This window comes from Pseudomonas sp. PARCl1, assembly GCF_947311875.1.
In the GTDB taxonomy this organism is placed as follows: domain Bacteria; phylum Pseudomonadota; class Gammaproteobacteria; order Pseudomonadales; family Pseudomonadaceae; genus Aquipseudomonas; species Aquipseudomonas juntendi.
In genome coordinates, this window is the sequence record NZ_CAMZMX010000003.1 from 1 (window position 1) to 26,389 (window position 26,389).

General features: G+C 65.0%; 22 protein-coding genes. 7 read left to right on the forward strand and 15 right to left on the reverse strand.

Annotated elements, in window-relative coordinates; translation table 11 throughout:
• Window positions 1–206 precede the first annotated feature (206 nt).
• On the reverse strand, window positions 207–1,439 hold the full coding sequence (mhpT, locus tag QME24_RS02265; RefSeq protein WP_054904094.1) for a 3-(3-hydroxy-phenyl)propionate transporter MhpT: 1,233 nt from the start codon (window positions 1,437–1,439) through the stop codon (window positions 207–209).
• Window positions 1,440–1,472: 33 nt separating this feature from the next.
• Window positions 1,473–2,864: an alginate export family protein gene (locus QME24_RS02270; RefSeq protein ID WP_280091736.1), complete on the reverse strand. Its 1,392-nt coding sequence runs from the start codon at window positions 2,862–2,864 to the stop codon at window positions 1,473–1,475.
• Window positions 2,865–3,113: 249 nt separating this feature from the next.
• Here QME24_RS02270 and QME24_RS02275 point away from each other — a divergent pair, with 249 nt between their 5' ends.
• Together QME24_RS02275 and QME24_RS02280 are read left to right on the forward strand one after the other, a co-directional pair.
• Window positions 3,114–4,796, forward strand: a complete 1,683-nt coding sequence (locus QME24_RS02275; RefSeq protein ID WP_280091737.1) for an arylsulfatase — start codon at window positions 3,114–3,116, stop codon at window positions 4,794–4,796.
• A complete protein-coding gene (locus QME24_RS02280; RefSeq protein ID WP_280091738.1) occupies window positions 4,793–5,815 on the forward strand; it encodes a formylglycine-generating enzyme family protein in 1,023 nt (340 codons plus the stop codon). Before QME24_RS02275 ends, QME24_RS02280 begins: the two co-directional genes overlap by 4 nt.
• Here QME24_RS02280 and QME24_RS02285 read toward each other — a convergent pair.
• The 5 genes from QME24_RS02285 to QME24_RS02305 form a co-directional block, all read right to left on the reverse strand.
• Window positions 5,799–7,529, reverse strand: a complete 1,731-nt coding sequence (locus QME24_RS02285; RefSeq protein WP_232892448.1) for an acyl-CoA dehydrogenase family protein — start codon at window positions 7,527–7,529, stop codon at window positions 5,799–5,801. The two genes, QME24_RS02280 and QME24_RS02285, sit on opposite strands and share 17 nt — an antisense overlap.
• 14 nt (window positions 7,530–7,543) lie before the next feature.
• Window positions 7,544–8,782, reverse strand: a complete 1,239-nt coding sequence (locus QME24_RS02290; protein WP_280091739.1) for a thiolase family protein — start codon at window positions 8,780–8,782, stop codon at window positions 7,544–7,546.
• Complete coding sequence (locus tag QME24_RS02295) at window positions 8,779–10,662, reverse strand: feruloyl-CoA synthase (protein WP_054904100.1); 1,884 nt, start codon at window positions 10,660–10,662, stop codon at window positions 8,779–8,781. Before QME24_RS02295 ends, QME24_RS02290 begins: the two co-directional genes overlap by 4 nt.
• Before the next feature lie 74 nt (window positions 10,663–10,736).
• Window positions 10,737–12,185 carry an aldehyde dehydrogenase gene (locus QME24_RS02300; RefSeq protein ID WP_029886992.1) on the reverse strand — a complete coding sequence of 483 codons (1,449 nt, stop codon included), beginning with the start codon at window positions 12,183–12,185 and terminating at the stop codon, window positions 10,737–10,739.
• 72 nt (window positions 12,186–12,257) lie between these two features.
• On the reverse strand, window positions 12,258–13,088 hold the full coding sequence (locus QME24_RS02305; RefSeq protein WP_009685852.1) for a p-hydroxycinnamoyl CoA hydratase/lyase: 831 nt from the start codon (window positions 13,086–13,088) through the stop codon (window positions 12,258–12,260).
• 198 nt (window positions 13,089–13,286) lie between these two features.
• On the opposite strand from QME24_RS02305, the gene QME24_RS02310 reads away from it, so the two are divergent.
• The 3 genes from QME24_RS02310 to QME24_RS02320 all read left to right on the forward strand — a co-directional run bounded on the left by QME24_RS02310 (window position 13,287) and on the right by QME24_RS02320 (window position 15,572).
• Window positions 13,287–13,757: a MarR family transcriptional regulator gene (locus QME24_RS02310; protein ID WP_029886991.1), complete on the forward strand. Its 471-nt coding sequence runs from the start codon at window positions 13,287–13,289 to the stop codon at window positions 13,755–13,757.
• A 101-nt stretch (window positions 13,758–13,858) separates the two neighbouring features.
• Window positions 13,859–14,629, forward strand: a complete 771-nt coding sequence (locus QME24_RS02315; RefSeq protein WP_232892450.1) for an SDR family NAD(P)-dependent oxidoreductase — start codon at window positions 13,859–13,861, stop codon at window positions 14,627–14,629.
• A 178-nt stretch (window positions 14,630–14,807) separates the two neighbouring features.
• Window positions 14,808–15,572 (forward strand): hypothetical protein, encoded by a 765-nt coding sequence (locus tag QME24_RS02320; protein WP_232892451.1) that lies wholly within the window; start codon window positions 14,808–14,810, stop codon window positions 15,570–15,572.
• A gap of 49 nt (window positions 15,573–15,621) precedes the next feature.
• Here QME24_RS02320 and QME24_RS02325 read toward each other — a convergent pair whose 3' ends face one another.
• The 6 genes from QME24_RS02325 to QME24_RS02350 form a co-directional block, all read right to left on the reverse strand.
• Window positions 15,622–15,846 carry a hypothetical protein gene (locus tag QME24_RS02325; protein ID WP_280091740.1) on the reverse strand — a complete coding sequence of 75 codons (225 nt, stop codon included), beginning with the start codon at window positions 15,844–15,846 and terminating at the stop codon, window positions 15,622–15,624.
• Between the two features lie 279 nt (window positions 15,847–16,125).
• Window positions 16,126–17,199 carry an aldo/keto reductase gene (locus QME24_RS02330; protein ID WP_280091741.1) on the reverse strand — a complete coding sequence of 358 codons (1,074 nt, stop codon included), beginning with the start codon at window positions 17,197–17,199 and terminating at the stop codon, window positions 16,126–16,128.
• Window positions 17,200–17,315: 116 nt separating this feature from the next.
• Window positions 17,316–18,224 carry a glutaminase B gene (gene glsB, locus QME24_RS02335; protein ID WP_009685859.1) on the reverse strand — a complete coding sequence of 303 codons (909 nt, stop codon included), beginning with the start codon at window positions 18,222–18,224 and terminating at the stop codon, window positions 17,316–17,318.
• Window positions 18,225–18,374: 150 nt separating this feature from the next.
• Complete coding sequence (locus tag QME24_RS02340) at window positions 18,375–19,949, reverse strand: aldehyde dehydrogenase (NADP(+)) (protein WP_280091742.1); 1,575 nt, start codon at window positions 19,947–19,949, stop codon at window positions 18,375–18,377.
• Window positions 19,950–19,984: 35 nt separating this feature from the next.
• On the reverse strand, window positions 19,985–20,974 hold the full coding sequence (araD1, locus tag QME24_RS02345) for an AraD1 family protein (RefSeq protein ID WP_274999859.1): 990 nt from the start codon (window positions 20,972–20,974) through the stop codon (window positions 19,985–19,987).
• A gap of 31 nt (window positions 20,975–21,005) precedes the next feature.
• A complete protein-coding gene (locus QME24_RS02350) occupies window positions 21,006–22,313 on the reverse strand; it encodes an MFS transporter (RefSeq protein ID WP_029884937.1) in 1,308 nt (435 codons plus the stop codon).
• Window positions 22,314–22,498: 185 nt separating this feature from the next.
• Here QME24_RS02350 and QME24_RS02355 point away from each other — a divergent pair, with 185 nt between their 5' ends.
• Both QME24_RS02355 and QME24_RS02360 read left to right on the forward strand, forming a co-directional pair.
• Window positions 22,499–24,232, forward strand: coding sequence for an IlvD/Edd family dehydratase (locus QME24_RS02355; RefSeq protein WP_192439919.1), 1,734 nt, complete (start codon window positions 22,499–22,501; stop codon window positions 24,230–24,232).
• A gap of 178 nt (window positions 24,233–24,410) precedes the next feature.
• Window positions 24,411–25,133: a FadR/GntR family transcriptional regulator gene (locus QME24_RS02360; RefSeq protein WP_054904106.1), complete on the forward strand. Its 723-nt coding sequence runs from the start codon at window positions 24,411–24,413 to the stop codon at window positions 25,131–25,133.
• A 20-nt stretch (window positions 25,134–25,153) separates the two neighbouring features.
• Here the strand turns inward: QME24_RS02360 and QME24_RS02365 are convergent, their stop codons facing one another.
• Window positions 25,154–25,453, reverse strand: a complete 300-nt coding sequence (locus QME24_RS02365) for a hypothetical protein (RefSeq protein WP_054904107.1) — start codon at window positions 25,451–25,453, stop codon at window positions 25,154–25,156.
• Window positions 25,454–25,711: 258 nt separating this feature from the next.
• Entirely contained in the window at window positions 25,712–26,110 is a 399-nt protein-coding gene (locus QME24_RS02370; protein ID WP_009685866.1) for an NUDIX hydrolase, read from the reverse strand.
• Between the last annotated feature and the right edge of the window lie 279 nt (window positions 26,111–26,389).

Consider the following 26,389-nt stretch of genomic DNA (forward strand, 5'->3'; position numbering starts at 1 on the left):
CCAAGGCGTTCGCGCGCAAATCCCACAGGAATAATTGGCCCGAAACAAACGTAGGAGCGAGCGCAGCTCGCGATGCGCCGCGCGGGCGGCGCTCGATCTCACAGGCGCTGCATATCTTGTGACAAACACCTATCAGCCCTGATGCGCCCCCTGTGTGTGGCTTGCCTGCGATGGGCCGCAAAGCGGCCCCTGCACTACAGGCAGGCCTATGGCGCGGCGTTCTGCGCCGCAGCAGGCAGAACTGCGCGTTTACGCTGCCCCAGCAACGCGCGCGCTGCCAACGCGGCCACCACCAGGCCGGGTGAGGCCGCCAGCAGCAAGCCCCCTACCCCCGCCCCCGCCGCCAGGATTTGCCCGGCAGCCAATGGCCCGGCCATCGAGCCCAGCCGGCCCACGGCCACAGACGCACCAACGCCTGTGGCGCGCACGTGGGTGGGGTACAGCGTGGGTGCCAAGGCATACAGCACCAGTTGCCCGCCAATGGCGCAATAACCGGCGGTAAAGCCCGCCACCAGCATCAGCGCAAAACTGCTCGACAGCCCCAACCCAGCCAGCGAGGCCAGCATCCCGGCGTAGCCGATGAACACCGCACGCCCGGCATGCCCGCGGTCCATCATGCGCCCGGTCAGGAACGAGCCTGCTGCGCCGCCAAGGTTGAACAGGATCTGCACCGCACCCGCCTGCGGCCGGCTGTAACCCTGGCCCATCAACAACGACGGCAACCAGTTCAGGAGCATGTACAGCACAGTCAGGGTGAAGAAACACGCCAGCCAGAGCAGCAGCGTGCGGCTGACCTGCCCCGGCCCGAACAGCTGGGTCAGCAACCCCGCATCACCCGCGCTGGCAGCAGGCCGGGCGCGAAACGCCTGGGACTCTTTCAGCCACAGCATCAGCACCAGGGCAATCAAGATCGGCGCAATACCGCCCACGTAGAACACCACTCGCCAGTCTTCACCCAACCCGGCCATGCCGATCACCGAAGCGATCGCCCCACCCAGCGGCACGCCGCAGTAGGTCACACTCACCGCCGTGCTGCGCAGGTGCTCCGGCGCCGCCTCGCTGGCCAGGGCGATCAGGATAGGCAGCGCTGCACCAAGCCCCAACCCTGTCACCAGCCGTGCGATCAACAGCGTGCTGTAGCTGTCGGCATGCGCAGTGCCAAGCGAAAAACCACCGAACAGCAATACCGCGACGATCAACACCGCTTTTCGGCCCAGCCTGTCGGCCAGCCAGCCGCCAATGAACGCGCCCGGCAACAGCCCGAGCAACCCGGCGCTGAATACCCAGCCGAGCATCGCCGGGGTCAGCGCGAATTCCTTGGCCATGTGCGGTGCGGCGACGCCGGTGGCCTGAAGGTCCAGGCCCTCAAGCAACGCCACCAGAAAACACAGGCCGATGGTGAGCACCGGCTTGCTTGCAGCTTTGGATGAATGACTCATGTGTGGCCCCTGTTGTTGTTATGGGTCGTGAAGTCAAAGCCTGAATGTGGCACGCAAGGAAACGATCGAAGAATCTTCGCCGCCGGCCTCCTTGATGCCAGCGCCAACGTCGTAGTACTTGAGGTCCAGGTCCAGCGTGAGATTGGGTGTGGCCAGCCAACGGGCGTTGGCCCGGTAGATGGTGCCGACATGGCGCCCGGTTCCCCGGGTGTTGGCCAGCATGCTCATGCCCGGCATGTACACCCCGTCCTCTTCGCGTTGCTTCCACACCGCCAGCACGGCCGGCTCGAAACGCACCGTGCGCGACGGCGAAAAACCGAACGTGGGCCCGACCACGATCAAGTTGCTCAAGGTGGTCAGGCTGGCTTCGCCATACACGCCGTTGCGCGGGAACAGCGGGTCGAAGGTACCGACCTTGCCATCGCCAGGCTCGCCATCGCCGCTGGCAGCATCGACGCGCAGCCCCAGGCGCGGTTGCCAGGGGTGGGCGAAGGTATAGCCACTGTCACTCGACAGCGCCCAGGCGCGGATCGATGCGCCGCCCAGGTGGCCCCGCTGGCCAGCCAGGTTCCAGCTCCAGTCAAGCGCTTGATAGCGGCCGAACAGGCGAGTGCCGAAGGTGTAGCGCTGCTCGTCGCCGACCTCGCCAGCCAGGCTGCGCGCTTCGGTCTGCAGGCCAAAGCCGAACAGGTCCATGTTCCAGCTGGGGGTCAGCGGCAACGTGCCGTACAGCCCATAGAACTTCACCGCGTTGTTGCTGCCGTCATCCCAGCTGTCCTCACCGGTGCTCAGTGGCCTGACGGCGAAGGCATCGAGCTTGTAGCCGCGCTTGAGGTTGAGGCTGGCGCGCACGCCATCGAAGCTCAGGCGCAGGTTCGGCGCGTCTCGGTAGGTGACGAAGACCTGATCGCCGTAGGCCATTTCCTGACGACCGACGCGGGTGGTGTACCGGCCTGCGGCAAAGTCATGATTGAAGTCGATGAACGCCTGACGGATTTCGTTGCGGCCTTCGTCGTTGGGCGAATAAAGGTCCTTGCCGAAGGCGCGGGTGTTTTCCACCTGCAAGAACGTGCGCAGCCTGTCATCGAACAGGTGCAGGTCCGCATGCGCCTGCAAGCGTTGCAGCAGGTAGGAGTCGTCTTTCAGGCCCCGCAAACCGAAGAAGGGTTGGTCCAATGCATCGGCACGGTAGCGGGCCTCCGCGCCGAGCTGCAGCCAGGCGGACTCGGACAACCGGTGGTAGCGCAGCCCATCGAACGGGTCGCTGGCCTTGGCGGGGTCATCGAGGAAGCGGTAGTCCTCGACCCAGCGCGGCGCGCCGGGCCGGCCTGGCCGGCTCTCTTCCAGCGGGTTCGCAGCATACGTGTACTGGCATAGCGAAAGCAGCACAACGAGCACCCATGCCCGGTTCAACGGCTTGGTCATCAGAAGTTTCCTTTACTTGTTTTTATAAATTTGGATAACTCTGTGAACTATTATTTTTGTTAACCATATTGTCGTCAATGGTTAAATGGCCCCGACAAGGTGCCTGCGCGCATAAGCGTTCGCTGATCGAACGCTTATGCGCCAACCGCCTGCGCAAACCCGGCCCCGGCCGCTAATATCGACGCTGCGTGGTGTCTAACCTGCGGGTAAGCACCGCCCTTTACCTACCAAAACAACAAGAGCACCCCAATGAACTGCCTAAAATCCCTTGCTGCGCTCGGCCTGCTGATGCTCGGCACCAGCCAAGCCATGGCCGCCCCTATCGTTAAACAACCAAACATTCTGCTCATCGTGGCTGACGACCTCGGGTTCTCTGACCTGTCAGCACTGGGCAGCGAAATTCAGACCCCCAACCTGGACAGCCTGCTGGCCGACGGCCGCCTGATGCTGGACTTTCATGCCGCGCCCAGTTGCTCCCCGACCCGGGCGATGCTGATGTCCGGCAACGACCCACACCTGGCCGGGTTGGGCATGATGGCCGAGGCACGCAAGCGCCTGCCGCCTGGCACTGAAGTGCGCCCCGGCTACGAGGGTGTGCTGGCAGGCAATGTCGCCACCCTCGCCGAGCTGCTGCACGATGCCGGCTACCGGACCTTCATTTCCGGCAAATGGCATTTGGGCATGCAACCTGCGCAACAGCCGCAGAACCGCGGGTTCGACCAGGCCTACGTGCTGCTCGAAGGCGGCGCCGCGCACTTCAAGCAAGCCAACATGGATTTGCAGCCGAACTACAGCGCAACCTTCCTGCACAACGGTGAATCCATCGCGCTGCCCACCGACTTCTACTCCAGCACCTGGTTCACCGACCGCCTCATTGACGCGATTGACCAGCCCAACCCTGGCAACAAACCGTTCTTCGCCTTCGCCGCCTATACCGCGCCGCATTGGCCGCTGCAGGCACCGGACCAGTACCTGGCGCAATACCGCGGCCGCTATGACCAGGGCTACGAGGCCATCGCCAAACAGCGCCTGGAGCGCCAGCGCAAGGCCGGCCTGGTACCGGCCGACTTCCCGCTGGACGCACAACTGGAAGGGGTGCCGAGCTGGGCATCGCTCAGCGCCGAGCAGCAACGCCAATCGGCGCGCACCATGGAGGTCTACGCCGCCATGGTCAGCGCCCTGGATGCCGAGGTGGGCAGGTTGGTAGCGCACCTGAGGCAGCGGGGCGAACTGGAAAATACGCTGATCCTGTTCATGTCCGACAATGGCCCGGAGAACGCTTCACGGGTGGACCCGACGTGGATCAGCCAGCACTTCGACAACCGCCTGGACAACTACGGCCGACGCGACTCGTTCCTGATGATCGGCTCGGCCTGGGCCCAGGTCAGCGCCTTGCCCAGCCGCCGCTACAAGATGACCACCTACCAGGGCGGCATCCGCGTGCCGGCCTTTGTCTACTACCCGGCCACGATCAAAGCGGGGCGCAGCGAAGCGCTGGCCAGCGTGCGCGACATCATGCCCACCCTGTTGCAACTGGCCGGTGCGCCGATGCCCGGCATCAAGTACCGCGACCGCGATATCGTGCCGCCGCAGGGCAGTTCGGCACTGGACTACCTGCAAGGCGACGACACGCTCATCCATGCCGGTGACGAAGCCCTGGGCTGGGAAATCAACGGCAGTGCTTCGCTGCGCAAGGGCCCGATGAAGCTGCTGTGGGATGCCACCGACGGCAAACCGGCGTGGCACCTGTACGACCTGCGCAAAGACCCAGGTGAGCACCACGACATCGCCGCTGCGCACCCCGAGCAAGTGGCACAGATGCTGCGCGACTGGAAGGCCTACGCCCAGCGCAGCAATATCGTGATCGATGCCGAAGGCCGCCCCGCCAGCCCTGCCAGAGTGGCGAGCCCGGCGGTGGCCAGCAAGCAATGATCGGGCGTGCAGCCGGCTGCGCACTGCTCGCCGCCGGTTTGCTCGCCATTGGCTACAGCGCCTGGCCGCAAGCGGCGGCCCCGGCGCTGCTGTGTGATGGCTATGGCGGTGTACCCACCCCCCGTGAAGGCCCCTGGCGGGACGGCATGGTGCAGCTGCCCGGCGGCAAGTTCAGTTTCGGCTCGGACCGCTACTACGACGAGGAGGGCCCCACCCACCTGGCGCAAGTGTCGGCGTTCTGGATCGATGTACACCCGGTCACCAATGCCCAGTTCGCACGCTTTGTCGCGGCGACCGGCTACCTCACCCATGCCGAGCGGGGGATCGACAAGGCCGACGACCCCAGCCTGCCCCAGCACCTGCGCGTGCCGGGGGCAATGGTGTTCAAGCAAGGGCCGGATGTGCTGCGCCCGGGTTGGCAGTTCGTGCCCGGGGCCAGCTGGCGCCACCCGCAAGGCCCGGGCAGCGACTTGCAAGGGCTGGCTAACCACCCGGTGGTGCAAGTGGCACTGGAGGATGCACAGGCCTATGCGCGCTGGGCCGGGCGCAGGCTGCCCAGCGAGGCGCAGCTGGAATATGCAATGCGCGGCGGCCTGCAGGATGCCGACTTCAGTTGGGGCATGACCGAACTGCCCAAGGGCAAAGCCATGGCCAATACCTGGCAGGGCCAATTCCCGTACCACAACGCCGCCACCGACGGTTTCACCGGCACTTCGCCGGTGGGCTGTTTCCCGGTCAACGGCTTTGGCCTGTTCGATGCCGGGGGCAATGTCTGGGAGTTGACCCGCACGGGTTACCGCCCTGGCCATGCGCCGCAGCGCGACGCTGGCCTGGACCCGCCCGGGCCAAGCCTGGACGACAGCCACGACCCCGCCGACCCCGGCGTGAAAGTGGCAGTGATCAAGGGCGGTTCGCACCTGTGTTCGGCAGACCGCTGCCTGCGCTACCGGCCTTCGGCGCGGCAACCTCAGCCGGTGTTCATGGCCACTTCACACGTGGGTTTCAGAACGGTGCGGTAATGCTGGGCAACGGGGCAGCGGCCGCCGCCACGGCCGCTACCTGGCGGTCGAAATCGAGCATCAGGTAGTTGCAGAAAAAGCCGATGCTTTCCTGCTTTTGCAGGCGCAGTGGCGCGTCCACCGGCAAGGCCTGCAGGCAACGCTCGGTGCGCGCCCAGGCAAACGCCTGCAACGCCGTGGCACACAGTTGCAGGAAGTCGCCGGCCGCGCGGTACGGGTACTCGGGGTCAGCGGCCGCCTTGGCCATGACCTCGGCAAGTAGCCCTTGCAGCACCGCACATACCTTCTGCAGAACCGCAGCCGCCATGCCGGTGCCGGCTTCTTTACGCAGTTCGCCCAGCAGCAGTGCCATGCCCGCCCCGCCGTCACCCAGCACCTTGCGCAGCAGCAGGTCGTTGGCCTGCACCTCGTTGGTGCCTTCGTAGATCATGGCGATGCGGCTGTCGCGCAGCGTTTGCTCGATACTGAACTCGCAGGTGTAGCCATAACCGCCGAACACCTGCAGGGCCTTGCTGGCCAGGGTGAAACCTTGCTCGGTGAAGGCAGCCTTGATGACCGGTGTCAGCAGCGCCGCCAGCGTCGACGCCTTGGCCCGTTGCCCGGGGTCAGTGGCTGCTGCGGCCACATCCAGCCAGTGCGCTGCCCAGTAGCCCAGTGCGCGCATACCTTCGCTGCGCACCCGCAGCTCAAGCAGCACCCGGCGCATGGCGGGGTGCAAGTGAATGGGGTCGGCTTGGCCCTTGGGCTGCCCGGGCGCATTCATCTGCCTACGCGCCATGGCGTATTCCCGGGCACATTGCCAGGCGGCTTCGGCGTGCGCCAGCCCTTGCAAGCCAACGTGCAGCCGGGCCGAATTCATCATCACGAACATCGCCGCCAGGCCGCCGTGCGCCTGCCCCACCAACCAGCCACTGGCCGCCTCGAAGCGCAATGCACAGGTGGCGCTCCCGCGGATACCCAGCTTGTGCTCCAGGCCTTCGCACTGCACCGTATTACGCTGACCGTCTTCCAGCCATTTGGGGACCAGCAGCAGCGACAGACCGCGGCTGCCGGCCGGCGCGCCCGGCAGCCGCGCCAGCACCAGGTGCACGATCTGGCGGGTCAGGTCGTGGTCGCCGCCGGAGATGAACAGCTTGTTGCCCGTGATGGCATAACGGCCGTCGCCCAACGGCTCGGCGCGGCAGCGCAACAGGCCCAGGTCGCTGCCGGCCTGGGGCTCGGTCAGGCACATGGTGGGCAGGATCTCGCCACTGACGATACCGGGCAGGTAGCGTGCCTGCAGTTGTTCGCTGGCATGCGCCTGCAGGCATTGATACGCGCCATGGGCGATACCGGTGTACATGGCCCAGGCATGGTTGCTGGCGAAGAGCATTTCCTGCAGCGCAGCGTCGAGCACCAGCGGCAACCCTTGGCCGCCGAACTGCGGGGTACAGGCCAATGCCGGCCACCCTGCCTCGACATAAGCCTGGTAGGCCGCCGGGAAACCGTGCGGGGTCCGCACCTGCCCCGCCTCCATACGGCAACCCTGGCGATCACCTGTGGCGTTCAGCGGCACCAGCACCTGCTCAGTGAAGCGGGCGGCTTGTTCCAGCACCTGCCACGCCAGGTCCAGGTCCAGGTCGGCATGAGGCGGCATTGCCTGCCAGGCCTTGTCAGCCTGGAGCCAATGTTGCAGCACGAATTGCATGTCCAGCAGGGGGGCCTTCCAGGCCATGGAACACCTCTTGTTCAGGCAGTGAAACGGGGGTTTTCTATGAGCAGCGCCATGCCTTGGCCGCCGCCAATGCACGCAGCAGCCACCCCATAGCGCAGGTTGCCCTGCTGCAGTTGCCGAGCCAGTGTGTGCACCAGCCGCAACCCGGTGGCGGCCAGCGGGTGCCCGAGGGCAATGGCGCCACCGTGAACGTTGAGCTTTGCCACATCGAGCTGTAGCGCCTGGGCCACCGCCACCACCTGCGCGGCTTGCGCTTCGTTGATTTCGAAGCGGTCTATCTGGTCTGCGCGCAGGCCGCTGCGGCCCAGTAGCAGCTCGATGGCCGGCACCGGCCCGATACCCATGGTGTGCGGCGATACGCCCACCGCCGTGGCCATCAACAGTTTCGCCAGGGGCGGTCGCGTGCAACTGGCGTAGGGCGCCACCACTGCCGCCGCCGCCCCATCGGCCACCGCGCAACTGTTGCCTGCGGTTTGTACCCCACCAGGGTGCACGGTACGCAGCCGCGCCAGCGCTGCAGCATCGGTGGGCCGTGGGTGGCTGTCGCGGCTGACTTCGGCGAGCCCGCGTGGCAGTTCGATACCGCGTGGCTGGTAGCCGTCGGCGAAGAAGCTTTCGCTGCTGATGCTGACGATTTCCTCAGCGAACCAACCGGCCTGCTGGGCCTGTAACGCGCGCTGATGGCTGCGCAAGGCCCAGGCATCCACGGTTTCCCGCGCCAGGCCATGCTCACGGGCCAGGTTGTCTGCGGTGCCGATCATGTCCACATCGGCCGCCGGGTCGTACAACGCCTCCCAGAGAAAGTCCTTGAACCCGACCGGCGCCCCCAGGCGGAAGCCGCCCCGGTGTTCATAGGCCGCGATCGGGTTGCGTGACATGGATTCGGCACCTACGCACAACACCTGCGGCGCCCCGCTGCGCAGTTGCTCGGCAGCCTGGCGCAACAGCTCGAGCCCCGTGCCACAGATGCGCTGTACCGCCAAGGCCGGCACTGCCAGCGGCACGCCACAGTAAAGGCCGACATGCCTTGGCAGGAAATAGGCATCGAAGCTGGCCTGGGCCATGCTGCCGGCCAGCACGCTGCCCACGGCCTGCGGATCGCTACCGGCACGCGCCAGCACCGCCCGCCCGGCCTTGATGGCCAGGTCGATGGGTGAAACGGTTGCCAGCGCACCCCCAAGGTCAACCCAAGGGGTGCGCACCATATCGACGATGGCAACGTCGTCGAACACGGTGCACAGCCCGCCGCTCATGGCCGCGCCTGTGCGTGCAACTGGCCCGGGGCTTCGCACCGATACAGCGCCTCGACCAGGGCAGCGCGCCGCTGCAACACCGCACGTTGGTTGATCGAGCCCTTGTCGGTGATTTCGCCCGCGTCGATCGAGGGTGGCTCTTCAAGCAAGGCCAACCATTCGATGCGGCTGGCGTTGCCTTGGGCGTCCCGGTTCAGGTGCGTCAGCCAGTTGGCAAACCACTGGCGCACCGCGTCGCTGCCCAGCACCTGGGCGTCGCTGGCCTGTGCCCCAAGCCCCGCCAATTGCCGGCACTCGGGTAGCCGCGGGAACACCAGCATGCCCAGGCACTCGCGATCGGGCGCCGCGACCACGACGTCCTGCACATAGGGCGAGCCTTCCAGCACCGCGCGGTTGCGCAGTGGCCCGACACTGACGAATACACCCGACGACAGCTTGAAGTCCTCGGCGATGCGGCCGTCGAACATCAGGCCCTGCTCCGGCTGTTGCGGATCCGCGAGTTTCAGTGCATCGCCCGAGCAGTAGAAGCCCTCCTCGTCGAACACCTCGGCAGTTTGCTGCGGCGAGCGCCAGTAGCCCGGCATGATATGCGGGCCGCGAAAACGCGCTTCGAGCTTGTCGGCCTGGGGCACCAGCTTCACCTCACAACCCGGTGCCGGCAAGCCGACGTAGCCGGCCATCGACAGCGGCCCGGTGGTAAAGGTGCAGGACGGCGCCGCCTCGGTCATGCCCAAGCCCGCCATCATGCGGATACGCTCGCCGCAGTGCTGCTCGGCGATACGGTCCAGGCGGTCCCAAACGCTTTGCGAAAGCCCCGCTGCGGCAAAGAAGAACAGCTTCATGCGGGCGAAGAACACCTCGCGCAGCTGGGCGTCCTGCTCCAGCGCCTTGGCCAGCTCTTCCCAGCCCCTGGGTACGGTGAGGTAGGCCGTGGGCGAAATCTCGCGCAGGTTGCGCAAGGTTTCCGCGAAGCCTTGCGGGGTCGGCCTGCCGGCGTCCAGATAGAAACTGCCGCCGTTGTACAGGACGATGCCCAGGTTGTGGCTGCCGCCGAAGGTGTGGTTCCAGGGCAGCCAATCGACCAGCACCGGCGGCTCTTCGGCAAACACCGGGAAGGTCTGCAGCAGCATCTGCTGGTTGGCGCAGAGCATGCGCTGGGTGGTGATCACCGCCTTGGGCAGCTTGGTGGAACCCGAGGTGAACAGGAACTTGGCAATGGTATCGGGCCCGGTGGCGGCGAACGCAGCGTCTGCCGGCGCCAGGTCACAGGGCTGCAGCAGGCTGGCGAAACTGAAATGGCGGCGGCGTGGCGGCTGGCCATGCACGCTGACCACCGGCACCGATTCATCCAGCACGGCATCGAAGGCACGCTGGAACGGCTGGCTGTCGGTGGCGAACACCAGGCCAGGGGTCAGCACCTCGCAAACGTGGCGCAGCTTGGCGAAGTCCTGCGACAGCAGTGCGTAGGCAGGCGACACCGGGCAGTAAGGAATGCCGGCATACATGGCCCCCAGGGCAAGCTGCAGGTGCTCGATGTCATTGCCGGAAAACAGTACCAGCGGCCGTTCGGCGCCAAGGCCGAACCCTAGCAAGTGGGCAGCGATGGTACGTACCTGGTCGAGCATCTGCGCATAGCTGACTTCACGCCAGCCACCGCTGGGTTCGCGCGCGGCGATGAGGGTGGTGTGCGGGCGCACGCGCGCCCAGTGCAGCAGGCGGTCGAGCAGGCGCGCCGGCAAAGGCGCCAACGGCTCCAGCGCCAGCATGCGCAGCACACCGTCGGTTTCACTGACCTGCACTTGTGGGTGCCCAATGGACACCTGCCGGTAGCGCGGCGGTTGGCCAGGGTCGCATGACCGCAGGCGGGGTTGGGTATTCACGCAGGTTGCTCCTTGTTCTTGTTGTACAGGCTGCCGCCGCCGGGCATTGCCCGGGGCGGCCAATTGCGTGTTGCTCAGATGGGGTAATGCCGGGGGCCCTGTTGCAGGGTGACCCAGCGCAACTGGGTGAACTGGTCGATGGCCGTGCGGCTGCCGAAGCTGCCATAGCCGCTGGCCTTCACCCCGCCGAAGGGCATTTGCGCTTCATCGTGCACGGTCGGCCCGTTGATGTGGCAGATACCCGATTCCACGCGCTGGGCCAGGGCCAGCGCCCGGCTGGTGTCCCGGCTGAAAATGGCTGACGACAGGCCAAACTCCGAATCGTTGGCCAGTTGCAGCAAGGCCTCGTCACCTTCGGCGCGCAGCACTACAGCCACCGGCCCGAACGACTCTTCGCGGTACAGGCGCATGCTGCTGTCGACATGGTCGAGCAGGGTCGGCTGCAGGATGCTGCCGTCCAGCTGGCCGCCGCAGACCAGGCGAGCGCCCTTGGCCACGGCATCGTCGATCAGCGCCTTGATGCGTTCGCCCGCCGCACTGCTGACCAGCGAGCCGAGCACCGAGTCGCTGGCCTGGGGGTCGCCGGCACGAAGCCCGCTGACCTTGACTGCCAACTTGTCGACAAAGGTATCGGCGATGCGGCTATCGGCCAGCAAGCGCTCGGTGGACATGCAGATCTGGCCCTGGTTGAAGTAGGCGCCAAAGGCCGCCGCCTCGACCGCGGCGTCCAGGTCGGCGTCGTGCAGCACCAGCAACGGCGCCTTGCCGCCCAACTCCAGCAAGGCCGGTTTCAGGTGGCGTGCGGCCAACTCGCCGACGATGCGCCCCACCTGGGTGGAGCCGGTAAAATTCACCCGCCGCACAGCGGGGTTGGCAATCAGGCGTTCGACCACCGCTGGCGCATCCTGCGGGGCGTTGCTGATAACGTTGACCACGCCGTCGCCCAGCCCCGCATCCTGAAGCACCTGGCCGATCAACCGGTGCACCGCCGGGCTCTGCTCCGACGCCTTCAGCACCACGGTATTGCCGCACGCCAGGGGCATGGCGATGGCGCGCGTGGCCAGAATGACCGGGGCATTCCAGGGCGCGATACCCAGCACCACCCCGCACGGTGCTCGCAAGGCCATGGCGAAACTGCCAGGCACATCGGAAGGGATCACCTCGCCGGTGACCTGCGTGGTCATGGCGGCGGCTTCACGCAGCATGTTGGCCGCCAGCTTCACATTGAAGCCGTACCAGTTGGCCATCGCCCCGGTTTCACCGGCCGCAGCGATGAACTCGCCGGCGCGCGCCTGCAGCAGGTCTGCGCCGGCCAGCAGGCGGCCACGTCGCTCACTGGGCGCCAGTGCTGCCCACGCCGGGAATGCCGCGCTGGCGGCTGCCACGGCAGCATCGGCATCGGCCAGCGAAGCCGCGGCCACCTGCGATACCACTTCACCACTGACCGGGTTGCGTCGCTCGAAGGTTCGTCCATCGCTGGCGGGGCACGACCGCCCGCCAATCAGCAAAGGCACCTGCAACATGCTCATTCCTCTTTTTGTATTCATGGGCACTATTCGCGGGCTGCCGCCAGGGGCGGCGCGGCCCGCTGTCACTCAACGCTTGTAAGCCTGCAAGCCTGGCTTGATGCTCTTGTCGTCGAGGAACTGCTTCATGCCCTGCTCGCGCCCCCCTTCGGTGTCCAGCAGGCGGGACTGGTCGAGCTTGGCGTACAGGTAGTCTTCGTTCTGCTCCCAGGTCAGTTCGCGGCAACGCTTGAAGCCGTTCTTGGCGGCACGCAGCACCACCGGGTTTTTCTCCAGCAGGTTCAGCGCCAGTTCGCGGGTGGTTTCGCGCAGTTGGGCCAACGGCACGCTTTCGTTCACCAGGCCCATTTCGGCCGCCTTTGCCCCACCGAAGGTCTTGCCGGTCATGATGTAGTACAGCGACTGACGGTGGCCCACGGTGTCGGCCATGGCCTTGCTGACCAGGTTGCCGGGTGGGATGCCCCAGTTGATTTCCGAGAGGCCGAACGTGGCTTCGTCGGCACAGATGGCCAGGTCGCAGGCCACCAGCGGGCTGAAACCGCCGCCGAAACACCAGCCGTTGACCATGGCAATGGTCGGTTTGGCGTACATGCGCAGCAGCTTCCACTGCCACTGCGATGCATCGCGGCGGATTTTTTCCTGAAGGATTTCCGGCCCGGCGTCCACCTCGCGGAAGTACTCCTTGAGGTCCATGCCGGCCGTCCACGACTCCCCGGCACCGGTCAGGACCAGTACGCCAGCCTCGGCGTCCTGCTCCAGGGTTTCCAGCACGTCGATCATTTCCCGGTTCAGGGTGGGGCTCATGGCGTTGCGTTTTTCTGGCCGATTCAGGGTGACCCAGGCAATGCCCGACTCCAGCTCGACTTTCACGGTAGCCCAACGGCCTGCGTATTTGCTCATGGTTCTGCACTCTTGTTGTTCGGGGTGACGCCCTCAAGCTAAGGGAGCAAACTAGTTATGTCAATTAACTATTATGAAAATTATCCTTTGCAGCATCTAAGCCCCCGCTCTTTTTCACCAGCCCTCCTCTAGCCGGATCTTGCCAAGGCAGGCAAACTAGGTAACTTTATTACCCATGCCCCAGGAGCCATTCACCCGATGGGAAGGTCTGCCCGCACCACCGATACTGCTGCCACCGCCGTTTCCGGGGCGGATGTCGTGCTTGAAGACTTGATCGGTTATGCCCTTCGCCGTGCCCAGTTGAAGCTGTTTCAGAACTTTATCGGCCGGCTGGCTGCCCATGATCTGCGCCCGGCGCAATTTTCGGCACTGGCGGTGATCGAGCAGAACCCAGGGCTGATGCAGGCGGACCTGGCCCGCTCGCTGGCCATCGAGCCACCCCAGGTGGTACCGCTGTTGAACAAGCTGGAAGAACGCGCCCTGGCCGTACGGGTGCGCTGCAAACCGGACAAGCGCTCGTACGGGATTTTTCTCAGCAAAGCCGGTGAAGTACTGCTCAAGGAGTTGAAGCAGATCGCCAGCGACAGCGACCGGGAAGCGACCGCGGCACTGAATGACGAGGAGCGCGAGCAATTACTGCGCTTGTTGACCAGGATCTACCAGGCGTAAAACCTGTGAGCCGCGCTACCGCGGTGCTGCTGCCGGTAGCGCATGATCTGCAATGACCCGGTGTACTCATTGGGAGTACCCCGCAGTGCCGAGGGCGCCCCATGCACCTGATCCCTGGATTGACCGGGCAAGCCAATGCCCTGATAGGCGGCGCCAGCCAAGGCATCGGCCTGGCACTGTGCCAGGCCTTGCTGGCCCGCGACGATATCGACCTGGTGTGGGCGGTATCGCGCAGTGCCAGCCGTAGCAGCGCATTGATTGCGCTGACGGCCGCACACGGCCAACGCCTGAGGCTGGTGGATTGCGATGCACGCGACGAGGCGGCCCTTGCTGCGCTGGCCTGCACGGTCAGCGCTGGCTGCAAGCACCTGCACCTGGTGGTGAGCACGCTGGGCATTCTGCACCAGCAAGGCGCCAAGGCGGAAAAATCCCTGGCCCAGCTGGACCTGGCCGGGTTGCAGGCCAGCTTCGTGACCAATGCCTTCGCCCCTATTCTGCTGCTCAAGCACCTGCTACCCCTGCTGCGCCAACAGCCGGCCACCTTTGCCGCATTGTCGGCGCGGGTGGGCTCGATCGGCGACAACCGCCTGGGCGGCTGGTACAGCTACCGCGCGAGCAAGGCGGCGCTGAACCAGCTGTTGCACACGGCAAGTATCGAGCTGCAACGCCTGAACCCGGCGGCTACGGTATTGGCGCTGCACCCAGGCACCACCGATACCGCGCTGTCGCGGCCGTTCCAAAGCAATGTGCCGCCGGGCAAGTTGTTCGAGCCGGCGTTTGCCGCCCAGTGCGTGATCGACCAGGTAGGCCGGACAGGCCCAGCCGACAGTGGCAGCTTCTGGGGGTGGGACGGCCAGCGGATCCCGTGGTGAGCCGCTTCGCGCCCTAGGCCCGGCCCGCGCGGCATGACCTTGCAGGCACGCCACAGCCTTGACCCCGGCCCTTGCGCCGCCGCATGCTCGCAGGCTTGCCCCCACGCACAAGGAACGATTGCATGCTGCTGCAGCCCCTGGCCACCCACACCGAGCTGGGCCTGGGCCCATTCGCGCAATGACGCTGTTGTACCTGAAGCTAATCGTCACCCCTTTGCTGATGTGGGCCATTTCCCTGGCGTCGCGCCGATGGGGCGGCCTGCTGGGCGGGCTGTTGTCCGGCATGCCCATTACCTCGGCACTGGTCATGACCTTCCTGTGCCTGGAACAGGGCAGCACCTTTGCTGTAGCTGCAGTGCCTGGCGCACTGGGCGGCCTGGTGGCGGTGCAGGCGACGTACTGCTGCTTCATGTGGAGCACCCGCCGGGCAGCGCTGGTACCCGCCGTGCTGCTGGCGTTGCTGGCGTACGGCTTGGTGGCTAACGCATTTACCCACTGGGGCAACCTGCACCTGTCGGTGGCCGTAGCGCTGGTTCTGATCGGGGTGCTGATACGCGCCAGTGGCCGCGAGCCCAGCCCGGACATGCTGGCCCGCCCCAAGCACCGATACTGGGAAATACCGCTGCGCATGGTGGCGGCGACCAGCCTGCTGATGCTGACCACAAGCCTGGCCGACTGGCTGGGCCCGGCAACCAGCGGCATGCTGGCACCGATACCGGTAATCGCATGGCCGCTGGTCGTGTTTGCCTACGTACAGAATGGCCGGCCCGGGATGGCCGCGATGGTGCGGGGCAATGCGATTGGCGCGGTGGGGGTGATCGCGTTCTACCTGGTATTGGCAGCACTGCTGCAAGCCTGGGGCGCCGCGGCTGCCATCGGCGTGGCAATCGCCAGTGCCGTGGTGCTGACCCTAGGGCTGGCCGCCGCATTACGGCGGCGCTGACGTTCAGCCTGCCACGCCAAGGGGTGGCAGGCTCACCCGGTGGGCTTCGTCACGCCACGTCGATTTGGGTCAGCCCCATTACCTTGGCCTGGGCCAAGATTTCGTCCGGGCTGGCATCAGCGGGCGGCATCAGCAAACTGTTCTCGCCGTGGCCGAAGTGCAGCACCATCAGGTGCAGCGCTGCCTGGTGCAGGGCAAGCTCGGGCTGTTCGAGCTCGAAGGTGTGGGTGCAAGGCTGGCCATTGAGTTGATAGCGGACCGTGTAGGCGTGCATAAGAACCTCTTGATTGAACAAGGACTCAATACCTGACCGGTCGGGCAGAAAATAATTCAGGTAAATAGCGGGCGCCTGGCCCGTGGGGCCAAGCGACCGCCAGATTGGTACTGCGCTGCGATTACTCGGCGCCCGGCGGAATGCCGTCCTTGTTCTTGTCTTTCAACCGGGCCTTCTCCTCTTCCGTGGAATGGGCTGGCACTTGGGTTTGCTGGTCTTTCTGCTGCTCGGCCATGGGCGTGTCCTCTTCGATGGTGGCTGAACGATTACCTGCACTCGTCACGGTTGCTGGCGCTGCATCGTTTTGCGGTGCAAGGCGATGAATGGCGCCTCGGCAGGGTCGATGCGGTCCATTTCGGCCGCGATCCGGTGCCAGTAGGGATACTGGGGCGCGATCCGCGTGGCCTGTTCCATCTGTTCCAGGTCTTCTGGCAAGAGCACCAGCTCGGTCGCCTGCAAGTTGTCATGCAGCTGCTCGAAGCTGCGCCCCGCCGTGATCACGCTGGTGATGCCTGGGCGGTCCTTGAGCCAGGCCAGGCATACCCGTGCCGGCGAGCAGCCATGGCGCTGGCCGATGGTGATCAAGGCTTCGATGATGTCATAGGCCCGATCGCGATCATGCACGTAGGGTTCTGGCCAGTCATTGCCCTGGCGGGTGCCCTTGGGGGTCTGCTGCCCGCGCCGCACCTTGCCGGTCAGCAACCCCTCGCCCAGGGGCCCCCACACCAAGGTTGCAACCCCTTGGTCGATGGCCATGGGCAGCAATTCGTACTCGGCTTCGCGCGCCTCCGGGGTGTAATAGATTTGCTGCGAGACCGGCTGCTGCCAGCCATTCACGCGCGCGCTGCCGAGGGTTTTCATCATTTGCCAGGCGGTGTAGTTGGACGTGCCGAAGTAGCGGATCTTCCCGCTCTGCACCAGGTGGTCCAAGGCCGCCAGGGTTTCCTCCACCGGCGTCACGCCATCCCAGTTGTGTACCTGGTACAGGTCGATATGGTCGGTACCCAGGCGCTTGAGGCTGGCCTCGCAGGCGCGAATCAAGTGGTAACGCGACGCCCCGCTGTCGTTGGGGTTGTCGCCCATCGGGCTGCGCGCCTTGGTCGCGAGGATGATCGACTGGCGCCGCTGGGCCAGCGCCTGGCCAACGATTTCTTCGGCAAGGCCGTGCGAGTACAAGTCGGCCGTGTCCACCATATTGACGCCGGCATCGAAGGCCATGTCGAACATGCGCCGTGCCTGGTCGACATCCACGCTACCGGTTTTTTCGAATGCGCCACGCCCGCCGAACGGGACCGTGCCAACCACCAGCTCCGAAACCAGCAGGCCAGTGTTGCCGAGTGCGCGGTATTTCATGGGCTACCTCCATTGCATAAGACATGCAATACCGACGGCTCATGGCGCTGAAACGTTCAATCAGGTTGGCCGAACCCGGCTGGGGCAAGCAACCACGCGCCAGGCCAGCCTGGTATTCAGAACACCGACCAGCCAATGCGTGCGCTCAGCAACTCCAGCGCGGCCATGCCGGCCAGCGAGTTGCCCGCCGCATTCAGCTCCGGCGACCACACGCATACGCTGAACTGCCCCGGTACGATGGCGACGATGCCGCCGCCCACGCCACTCTTGCCCGGCAACCCTACCCGGTAGGCGAAGTTGCCTGCCTCGTCATACAGGCCACTGGTGGCCATGATCGAGTTCACCTGCTGGGTCTGGCGACGGCTGAGAATTTGCTGACCGCTGTGCTTGCAAAAGCCGTCGTTGGCCAGAAAGCAAAATGCCCGCGCCAAGTCCAGGCAATTCATGCGCAGTGCGCAGTAGCTGAAGTAACTGCGCAGCACCGTTTCCACCTCGTTGTGGAAGTTGCCAAACGACTGCATCAGGTAAGCCATGGCCGCATTGCGCGCGCGGAACTGATACTCCGAATCGGCGACGCGGGTGTCGATCTGGATGTGCGGGTTACCGGACAGGCGCCGGACGAAATCGCGCATCGACAAGGTTGGCGCAGCGAAGCGCGACTGGTTGATGTCGCAGATGACCAAGGCCCCTGCGTTGATGAACGGGTTGCGCGGGCGCCCGCGCTCGAACTCCAGCTGCACCAGCGAGTTGAATGGCTGGCCGGACGGCTCATGGCCAAGCCGCTCCCAGATCGCTTCACCCGAATGGCCTATCGCCTGAACCAGGCTGAACACCTTGGAAATGCTCTGCACCGAGAACGGTTCCAGGGCGTCGCCCGCACAGTAGTGACTGCCATCGTTGCTGTAGACGGCGATGCCCAGTTGCTGGGCCGGCACGTCGGCCAGCGCAGGAATGTAATCGGCAACTTTGCCCGTGCCGATCAAGGGGCGTACTTGTTCAAGGATCTCGTTCAACAGCGTTTGCATGGCGGGCCCTGGTTCAGTCCCCCTCGACGACGGCGGGGGTCGCATTCTTGACGCCGAGTGCGTGAAGGAAATCACACATTTGGCAACAAACTCCCCCGTCGGCGCCGTTCGGCCTGCAAGGCCTGGACCGCCGCCATGCCCAAGCCTGCGTCAGATCAATGCCTCACGGCTGTGCTGGCCGTCGACCAAGCGCTGCAGCCCCAGCGGGTTGGCATTTTTCAGCGCATCGGGCAGCAGCGCATCGGGGTAGTCCTGGAAGCACACCGGGCGCAGGAAGCGGTCGATGGCCAAGGTGCCGACCGAGGTGCCGCGGGCATCGGAGGTGGCCGGGTAGGGCCCACCATGCACCATCGCTTCGCACACTTCGACACCGGTGGGGTAACCGTTGAGCAGCAGGCGCCCTGCCTTGCGCTGCAGCAGCGGCACCAGCGTGGCGAACTGCTGGAGGTCTTGCGGCTCGGCGATCAGGGTGGCGGTGAGCTGCCCGTGCAACGCTTGCACGGCGCGGCGCAGCTCGGCTTCGTCGGCGACTTCGACCAGCACCGTGGCAGGCCCGAACACTTCTTCCTGCAGCAGTTCGTCACCGTTCAACAGCAGGCTCGCATCGGCCTGGAACAGCTGCGCCCGGGCCTGGTCGCCAACCTGCTCGGCACCGGCCAGGTGGCGCACGCCTGGGTGCTGGTGCAGGCGCTGCACGCCACTGGCATAGCTGCGCAAGGTGCCTGTATTGAGCATGGTTTGCGCGGGCTGGTCGGCCAATTGCGCAGCCAGCGTTGCAGTGAAGGCGGTGAATGCCTCACCGGCAATGCCAATGACCAGCCCGGGGTTGGTGCAGAACTGCCCACAGCCCAGCACCACCGAAGCCGCCAGCGCCTCGGCCACCTGCCCGCCGCGCGCGCGCAACGCCGCGGGCAAGACCAGCACGGGGTTGATGCTGCTCATTTCGGCGAACACCGGAATCGGCAGGGGGCGTGCTGCCGCCAGGTCACACAGGGCACGCCCGCCCTTGAGCGAACCGGTAAACCCCACCGCCTGGATGGCCGGGTGGCGCACCAACGCTTCACCCACACCGCTACCGTAGACCATGTTGAACACCCCGGCAGGCATGCCGGTCGCCTGCGCCGCCCGCTCGATAGCCTCGCCCACCTGCGCGGCCGTGGCCATATGGCCGCTGTGCGCCTTGACCACCACCGGGCAGCCAGCGGCCAGCGCTGCTGCGGTGTCGCCGCCGGCAGTGGAGAACGCCAGGGGGAAGTTGCTGGCACCGAACACGGCTACCGGCCCTACGCCGGTGCGGTACTGGCGCAAGTCCGGGCGTGGCAGTGGCTGGCGCTGTGGCTGAGCGCGGTCGATGCGCGCCGCCAGGTAATCGCCGCGGCGCAGTACTTTGGCGAACAGGCGCAGCTGATTGCTGGTTCGGCCGCGCTCGCCCTGGATGCGCGCAGCAGGCAAGGCCGTTTCGCGGCACACCGTGGCGATGAAGCTATCGCCCAACGCGTCCAGCTGGTCGGCAATGGCATCCAGAAACTGCGCGCGACGCTCGGGCGCCATGCCGTTGTATTCGACGAATGCCGCTTCGGCGGCCTCGGCAGCGGCAGCCACCTCGCCAGGGGTGGCCTGGGTGAAGACCCCCGGCAAGGCTTCGCCGGTGCGCGCATCGAGGCTTTGCAGGTGAACGCTGCCAGCAGCGCTGCGCTGGCCGCCAATGAAATTGCTTGCAGACATGGTTGACTCCTGTAACAAGAAAGAAGGCCTGGCCCTCACAGGCTTTTCACCAGCCCCGGGCGAACCTGCCCGGGCGCTGCGGCAACGCCGTTGCGCAGCGGCTGGCCAAAGGCGTCGAGGCTGATTTCGAAGGTATCGCCCGGTCGGGCCTGCACGCCGTCGGCGAACGACAGTGTGGCGGTGCCGAAATAGTGCACATGCACATCGCCAGGGCGCAGGAACTGGCTGTATTTGAAGTGGTGGTACTCCAGGTTCTCGAAGCTGTGGCACATGTTCTGCTCGCCGGACAGGAACGGCTTGCTCCACAGCACCTGGCCATCGCGCAGAATGCGGCTGGTGCCTTCGAGGTGCGCTGGCAACGCCCCCAGGCGAAGCTCCGGGCCGAAACTGCAGGCGCGCAGCTTGGAATGCGCCAGGTACAGGTAATTGCGCCGCTCCAGCACATGGTCGGAAAACTCGTTGCCCAAGGCGTAGCCAAGCCGGTACGGGGTATTGCCCGGGCCGATCAGGTACAGCCCGACCAGCTCAGGCTCCTCGCCGGCGTCTTCGGCAAAGGCCGGCAGCGGCAGGTCGGCGCCGGGGCGCACCACGATCGCGCCGTCGCCCTTGTAGAACCACTCCGGCTGCGCACCCTCCTCACCCGCTGGCGGCCGCCCGCCCGCCAGGCCCCACTGGAACATGCGCATGCTATCGGTCAAGGTACCTTCGGCCTGTTGCTGGTGCATTTTGTCGCGGGTGGCGGCGCTGCCCAGGTGGGTCAGGCCGGTGCCGGTGACCAGGCAGTGCGCCGGGTCCGGGTGGTCCAAAGGTGGCAGCACACGGCCCTGGGCCAGCAAGGCCAGGTAGTCGTGCCGCTCACCCAGCCCAGCGGCCCGGACTTCACTGGCCAGATCGCGGCCGGCGGCAATGGCCTGCAAGGCCAGCTCACGGGTGCTGCTGACGCCCCGCACTTCAAGGGCGTACTCGCCTTCCACCACGCCCACATGGCGCGCGCCGGCGGCGCTTTCGAATTGAATCAGTCGCATGGTTGATGTGCTCGCTTGTCGGTTGCAAAGTTCAGCGGGCGCCTTCGGCGGCCCGCGTGGAAGCCAGGCGTTGGCGACGCTCCAGGCGGTTGTAGACGACGCCGGTGAGCAGCACGCCGAACAGCATCACCAGGGCAAGGAAATACAGCCCCGAAGACAACTGCCCGGTGTGTTCCTTGAGCGCGCCGATACCGAACGGCCCCAGGTAGCCGCCAAGGTTGCCGATCGAGTTGATCAGGGCGATGCCTGCGGCTGCGCTGGCACCTGAAAAGAACCGCCCAGGCAGCGTCCAGAAGATGGCCGTGCAGGAAAACAGGGCAAACGCCACCACGCACAGCGCGGCCAACTGCAGCACCGGCACCGTCAGCCAGGCACTGAGGAACAGGCCTATGGCGCCCAGCGCACACAGCAGGCCCAGGTGCCCGTAGCGGTCGTTGAGGCGGTCAGAGCTGCGGGGCATGATCAACAGGCCGATGATGCCGAACAGGTACGGCACCGCCGAAACGAAACCCGTGACCAGATCGCTGCCGCCAAACTGGTGGATCAGCGTTGGCAGCCACAAGCCGAGGCCGTAGATGCTCAAGGTGACCGGCAGGTAGAACAGCGCCAGCAACAGTACGCGGCCGTCCTTGAGCGCATGCAGCGGGTTGCCATGGCGGGTCTGGCCAAAATCACGCAGGTCGTTGGCCAGTTGCTCCTGCAGCCAACTGCGTTGTGCCTCGCTGAGCCAGCGCACCTGGGCAGGCCCGTCCGGCAGCAGGCGCAAGGTAGGCCAGGCGAGCAGCACCGCCGGGGTGCCGATGCAGATGAACAGCCACTGCCAGCCATGCAGGCCGTAGATGCCCTCCAGTCCCAGCAGCGCGCCGGAAAGCGGCCCGGTGATCAGCATGGCCAGGGGCTGCGAGAGGATGAAAAAGCCCAGGATCTTGCCGCGATGCCGCACCGGGTACCACTGGGTTATGTAGTACAGCACCCCCGGAAAGAAGCCCGCCTCGGCGGCGCCGAGCAAGAAGCGCATCACGTAGAAGCCATTGGGCCCGGTCACGAAGGCCATGCCGATGGTAATTGCACCCCACGTCACCAGGATGCGGGCGAACCAGCGCCGCGCGCCAAAGCGGTCGAGCAGCAGGTTGCTCGGCACTTCGAACAGAAAATAGCCGATGAAGAACAGCCCGGCACCCAGGCCATAGGCCGCGTCACCCAGGCCGATGTCGGCGCCCATGTGCAGCTTGGCAAAGCCCACCGCCGAACGATCGACGTAGGCCACCAGGTAAAGCAGAACCAGAAAAGGGATGAGTTTCAGTGTGATCAGGCGGACAAGCCGCTGCTCCTGAATCATGGCGATGTCTCCAATTGTTCTTGTAATGATCACAGCACCCGGCCGGGGCTTTTTGGCAGACCGCTAACCTGGCGACAGGATCATATAGTAATACTATTTGGAACAGCAAGCCTTCACATGCGCGATTTCACGCAGTACAGTTAGGCAATAAACGACAAATAGTAATACTAATAAGGTCTCCCGATATGTCTGACGCCAAACGCCCCCTGCGCTCTGCCCAATGGTTCGGAACCGCCGACAAGAACGGCTTCATGTACCGCAGCTGGATGAAGAACCAGGGCATTCCGGACCATGAATTCCAGGGCAAGCCGATCATCGGCATCTGCAACACCTGGTCGGAGTTGACGCCGTGTAACGCGCATTTCCGCAAAATTGCCGAGCATGTGAAAAAAGGCGTGCTGGAGGCTGGCGGCTTCCCGGTGGAGTTCCCGGTGTTTTCCAGCGGCGAGTCCAACCTGCGCCCCACCGCCATGCTCACCCGCAACCTGGCGAGCATGGATGTGGAGGAAGCGATCCGCGGCAACCCGGTGGACGCCGTGGTGCTGCTGACAGGCTGCGACAAGACCACCCCGGCGCTGCTGATGGGCGCTGCCAGCTGCGACGTGCCGGCGATCGTGGTGACCGGAGGGCCGATGCTCAACGGCAAGCACAAGGGCAAGGACATTGGCGCCGGCACCATCGTCTGGCAGATGCACGAGGCCTACAAGGCCGGCCAGATCGACCTCAACGAGTTCCTTTCCGCCGAAGCTGGCATGTCGCGCTCGGCGGGCACCTGCAACACCATGGGCACCGCCTCGACCATGGCCTGCATGGCCGAAGCGCTGGGCACCTCCCTGCCCCACAATGCCGCCATCCCGGCAGTGGATGCCCGCCGCTATGTCCTCGCCCACCTTTCCGGCATGCGCATTGTCGATATGGTTCGCGAAGACCTGCGCCTGTCGAAAATCCTCACCCGCGAAGCCTTCGAGAACGCGATTCGCGTCAACGCCGCCATCGGCGGCTCGACCAACGCCGTTATCCACCTGAAGGCGATTGCCGGGCGCATTGGCGTAGACCTGCAACTGGAAGACTGGACCCGCGTTGGCCGCGGGACACCGACCTTGGTCGACCTGCAGCCATCGGGCCGCTTCCTGATGGAAGAGTTCTATTACGCCGGTGGCTTGCCGGCGGTCATCCGCCGCCTGGGCGAACATGGCCTGCTGCCCAACCCCGACGCGTTGACGGCCAACGGCAACAGCCTGTGGGCCAACTGCCAGGCCGCGCCGTTATATGACGAAGCAGTGATACGCCCGCTGGCCAACCCACTCGTGGCCGATGGCGGTATCTGCATCTTGCGTGGCAACCTGGCGCCCAAGGGCGCGGTGCTCAAACCGTCAGCCGCCACCCCGGCGCTGATGCAGCACCGTGGCCGCGCCGTGGTGTTCGAAAACTTCGAAGACTACAAGGCACGCATCAACGACCCTGAACTGGATGTAGACGCCAATTCGGTACTGGTGATGAAGTACTGCGGGCCCAAGGGCTACCCGGGCATGGCCGAAGTCGGCAACATGGGCTTGCCGGCGAAGTTGCTGGCCCAGGGCGTAACCGACATGGTGCGTATTTCGGACGCACGCATGAGCGGCACTGCCTACGGCACCGTGGTACTCCATGTGGCGCCCGAGGCCGCAGCAGGCGGGCCATTGGCCGCAGTGCGGGAAGGTGACTGGATCGAACTGGACTGCAAGGAGGGCCGTCTGCACCTGGATATCAGCGCCGAGGAACTGGCCGGCCGGCTGGCCGACCTGCAAGCCCCGCCGCAGTTGATCACCGGCGGGTATGCCAAGCTGTACCTGGACCATGTGATGCAGGCCGATGAAGGCTGCGATTTCGACTTCCTGGTGGGCTGCCGAGGGGCAGCGGTGCCCAAGCATTCCCACTGACCAGCCGCACCCCGCAATGAAGGAGCGGGCTCAGCCGCGAACACCGGCGAAGCCCGTTCCACCCACCACGCTGTTTCCCGCCGAACCAAGCCAAACTGCTGCGACCTCGTCAAAAGGCCGCCGCCCATTCACTGATGCTATGATGCTCCCCCCGCTTGAAGGACCACCCGCGCCCCCCATGAACTACCGCCAGCCCTCCACGCGCAAGAGCATGCACACCACTTTGGTACAGGACCTCGGCCTGCAGATCGTCTCTGGCCAACTCGCGCCCGGGCAGAAGCTGCCCAACGAGGCCAGCCTGTGCGAAAGCTACGCGATCAGCCGGCCCGTGTTCCGCGAAGCGATGCGTGCGCTGACTGCCAAAGGCCTGGTCGAAGCCCGCCCCCGGGTCGGTACCCTGGTGCGGCCGCGCCATGACTGGCACATGCTTGACCCAGACGTGCTGCACTGGCTGATGCAGGCCACGCCGCAGAAGGACTTTTTCAATACCTTGTCCAGCGTACGCTGGGTCATCGAGCCCGCTGCCGCCGCACTGGCCGCCACCAACGCTACGGCCGAAGATGTGCAGTCGATCAGCGAAGCGTATCAACGCATGGAAGCCGCCCGCACCCATGAAGAGCGGCTGCAACCGGACCTGGACTTCCACGCCCGCATCGCCGACGCCACCCACAATGACCTGCTGGCCTACCTGTGCAACATGTTGTCCATGGCCCTGCGCGAATCGGTGCGCTATTCCAACCAGCGGCCAAACTTCAACCAACTCGCCCTGCCCCGGCACAAGGCCATTTTGACCGCCATCCAGAATGGCGACGCACTCGGTGCACGCCATGCCTCGCTGGTACAGCTTGAGGATGCGCGCGTGGCGCTGGGCAAAGTACTGGGGCAGGACCCGACCAGCTAAGGCAGAAGGCCGCCGGGTGCTTATTGCAGGGCGGCCTTGGGGGGCACGGCGGACACGCCTGTTTCGGCTATCTGCCGCGCACGCACGCTGCCCCAGGCCAAGGCACGAACCAATGAACGCTTCGGCCAGCAGTCGTAGGCCTCTTCGTGCAATGCCATCCCGGAACGGGCATACACCCCCAGGAACATCTGCGTGGTCCCGCTGCGCGAAAGCCTGACCTGTACATCTATCCGGCTGCCGTCTGCCAGGGTCTCTTCATGGCTGCGATGGTTCAGCGCAGGGTCGACCCACGCCCAATACACGTTACCCCTCATCCGCATAGCGCCTCCAGCGATCGAAATTGGCTGTACCCCAAGCCGTGCGGCTTACCCTACTTTGGGATTAAGCCGATATAACTGGATCGACCGCCGAGCGTGCGTATGTGCTGCAATTATTTAACAGCCGCATTTGCCATGATCTACCGGCAACCGGCCTGGGCGCGCTGCGTGCACGCTCAGCCCTGGCAACCTGCTGGAGGCCAATGATGAGCAAGATGTGAGAAAGATGAGACCAGGCGCGATGCCGCTGTGCTGAAGTAACTAAGCGGTCAACGCAGGCAGTTGGCTTGATAGCAGCTCAGCGGCCCTAGCATTGAGAATGGCTGGGCTCAGCTTGTCTCTGAGCACCCATTTGCAGGCCACGATCTCATTGCGAGCCACGGGTTTTTCCTGATCATCGACATGCGTAGTGAACACATGGTGAATGGTTGACCCCAGCTGAAGGGTGCACAGGTGAAAGAGACCGTGGCCTTCAATGGACGTTTCCTCTTGCAGCTCCCGCGCAGCCGCTGCAACAGGCGACTCGCCCGGTTCGATAGCGCCGCCGGGGAAGTTCCACTTCCCGCTTTTTTTCCGTACCAGCAAGATCCTGCCACTGCGCAGGCAGAGGACCGTTGCCCTGTCTTTGATCTTGGCTCCGCGCGCCTTCTTGTCCCGCATACACACACTCAGCTCGTCAGTAGGTCCATGTCCGTATCGTTGCAGCCAATACAGACTTGCTTCCTGAAGACTCACTTCGGTGACGACTCGTTCATCCTGAACGGCACAAATCACAGGGTGAGCACGTTATTTTCACCTCATTTTCACGCCTGCAGAGGGACAATCAAGCCATCCCCATGTGAAACACCTCTAGCCCGACTAGCAGCGGGCTTTCTTTTGCCTGCAAGAAAAAGAAGTCGCGGGCCTTGCTGGCATGGCGTGCCCTGAGGTCATCCAGAA

Coding starts and splice junctions, on each gene's coding strand:
- mhpT (WP_054904094.1), bottom strand. CDS start 1,439: ATGAGTCATTCATCCAAAGCTGCAAGCAAGCCGGTGCTCACCATCGGC.
- QME24_RS02270 (WP_280091736.1), bottom strand. CDS start 2,864: ATGACCAAGCCGTTGAACCGGGCATGGGTGCTCGTTGTGCTGCTTTCG.
- QME24_RS02275 (WP_280091737.1), top strand. CDS start 3,114: ATGAACTGCCTAAAATCCCTTGCTGCGCTCGGCCTGCTGATGCTCGGC.
- QME24_RS02280 (WP_280091738.1), top strand. CDS start 4,793: ATGATCGGGCGTGCAGCCGGCTGCGCACTGCTCGCCGCCGGTTTGCTC.
- QME24_RS02285 (WP_232892448.1), bottom strand. CDS start 7,529: ATGGCCTGGAAGGCCCCCCTGCTGGACATGCAATTCGTGCTGCAACAT.
- QME24_RS02290 (WP_280091739.1), bottom strand. CDS start 8,782: ATGAGCGGCGGGCTGTGCACCGTGTTCGACGACGTTGCCATCGTCGAT.
- QME24_RS02300 (WP_029886992.1), bottom strand. CDS start 12,185: ATGTTGCAGGTGCCTTTGCTGATTGGCGGGCGGTCGTGCCCCGCCAGC.
- QME24_RS02305 (WP_009685852.1), bottom strand. CDS start 13,088: ATGAGCAAATACGCAGGCCGTTGGGCTACCGTGAAAGTCGAGCTGGAG.
- QME24_RS02310 (WP_029886991.1), top strand. CDS start 13,287: ATGGGAAGGTCTGCCCGCACCACCGATACTGCTGCCACCGCCGTTTCC.
- QME24_RS02315 (WP_232892450.1), top strand. CDS start 13,859: ATGCACCTGATCCCTGGATTGACCGGGCAAGCCAATGCCCTGATAGGC.
- QME24_RS02320 (WP_232892451.1), top strand. CDS start 14,808: ATGACGCTGTTGTACCTGAAGCTAATCGTCACCCCTTTGCTGATGTGG.
- QME24_RS02325 (WP_280091740.1), bottom strand. CDS start 15,846: ATGCACGCCTACACGGTCCGCTATCAACTCAATGGCCAGCCTTGCACC.
- QME24_RS02330 (WP_280091741.1), bottom strand. CDS start 17,199: ATGAAATACCGCGCACTCGGCAACACTGGCCTGCTGGTTTCGGAGCTG.
- glsB (WP_009685859.1), bottom strand. CDS start 18,224: ATGCAAACGCTGTTGAACGAGATCCTTGAACAAGTACGCCCCTTGATC.
- QME24_RS02340 (WP_280091742.1), bottom strand. CDS start 19,949: ATGTCTGCAAGCAATTTCATTGGCGGCCAGCGCAGCGCTGCTGGCAGC.
- araD1 (WP_274999859.1), bottom strand. CDS start 20,974: ATGCGACTGATTCAATTCGAAAGCGCCGCCGGCGCGCGCCATGTGGGC.
- QME24_RS02350 (WP_029884937.1), bottom strand. CDS start 22,313: ATGATTCAGGAGCAGCGGCTTGTCCGCCTGATCACACTGAAACTCATC.
- QME24_RS02355 (WP_192439919.1), top strand. CDS start 22,499: ATGTCTGACGCCAAACGCCCCCTGCGCTCTGCCCAATGGTTCGGAACC.
- QME24_RS02360 (WP_054904106.1), top strand. CDS start 24,411: ATGAACTACCGCCAGCCCTCCACGCGCAAGAGCATGCACACCACTTTG.
- QME24_RS02365 (WP_054904107.1), bottom strand. CDS start 25,453: ATGCGGATGAGGGGTAACGTGTATTGGGCGTGGGTCGACCCTGCGCTG.
- QME24_RS02370 (WP_009685866.1), bottom strand. CDS start 26,110: ATGCGGGACAAGAAGGCGCGCGGAGCCAAGATCAAAGACAGGGCAACG.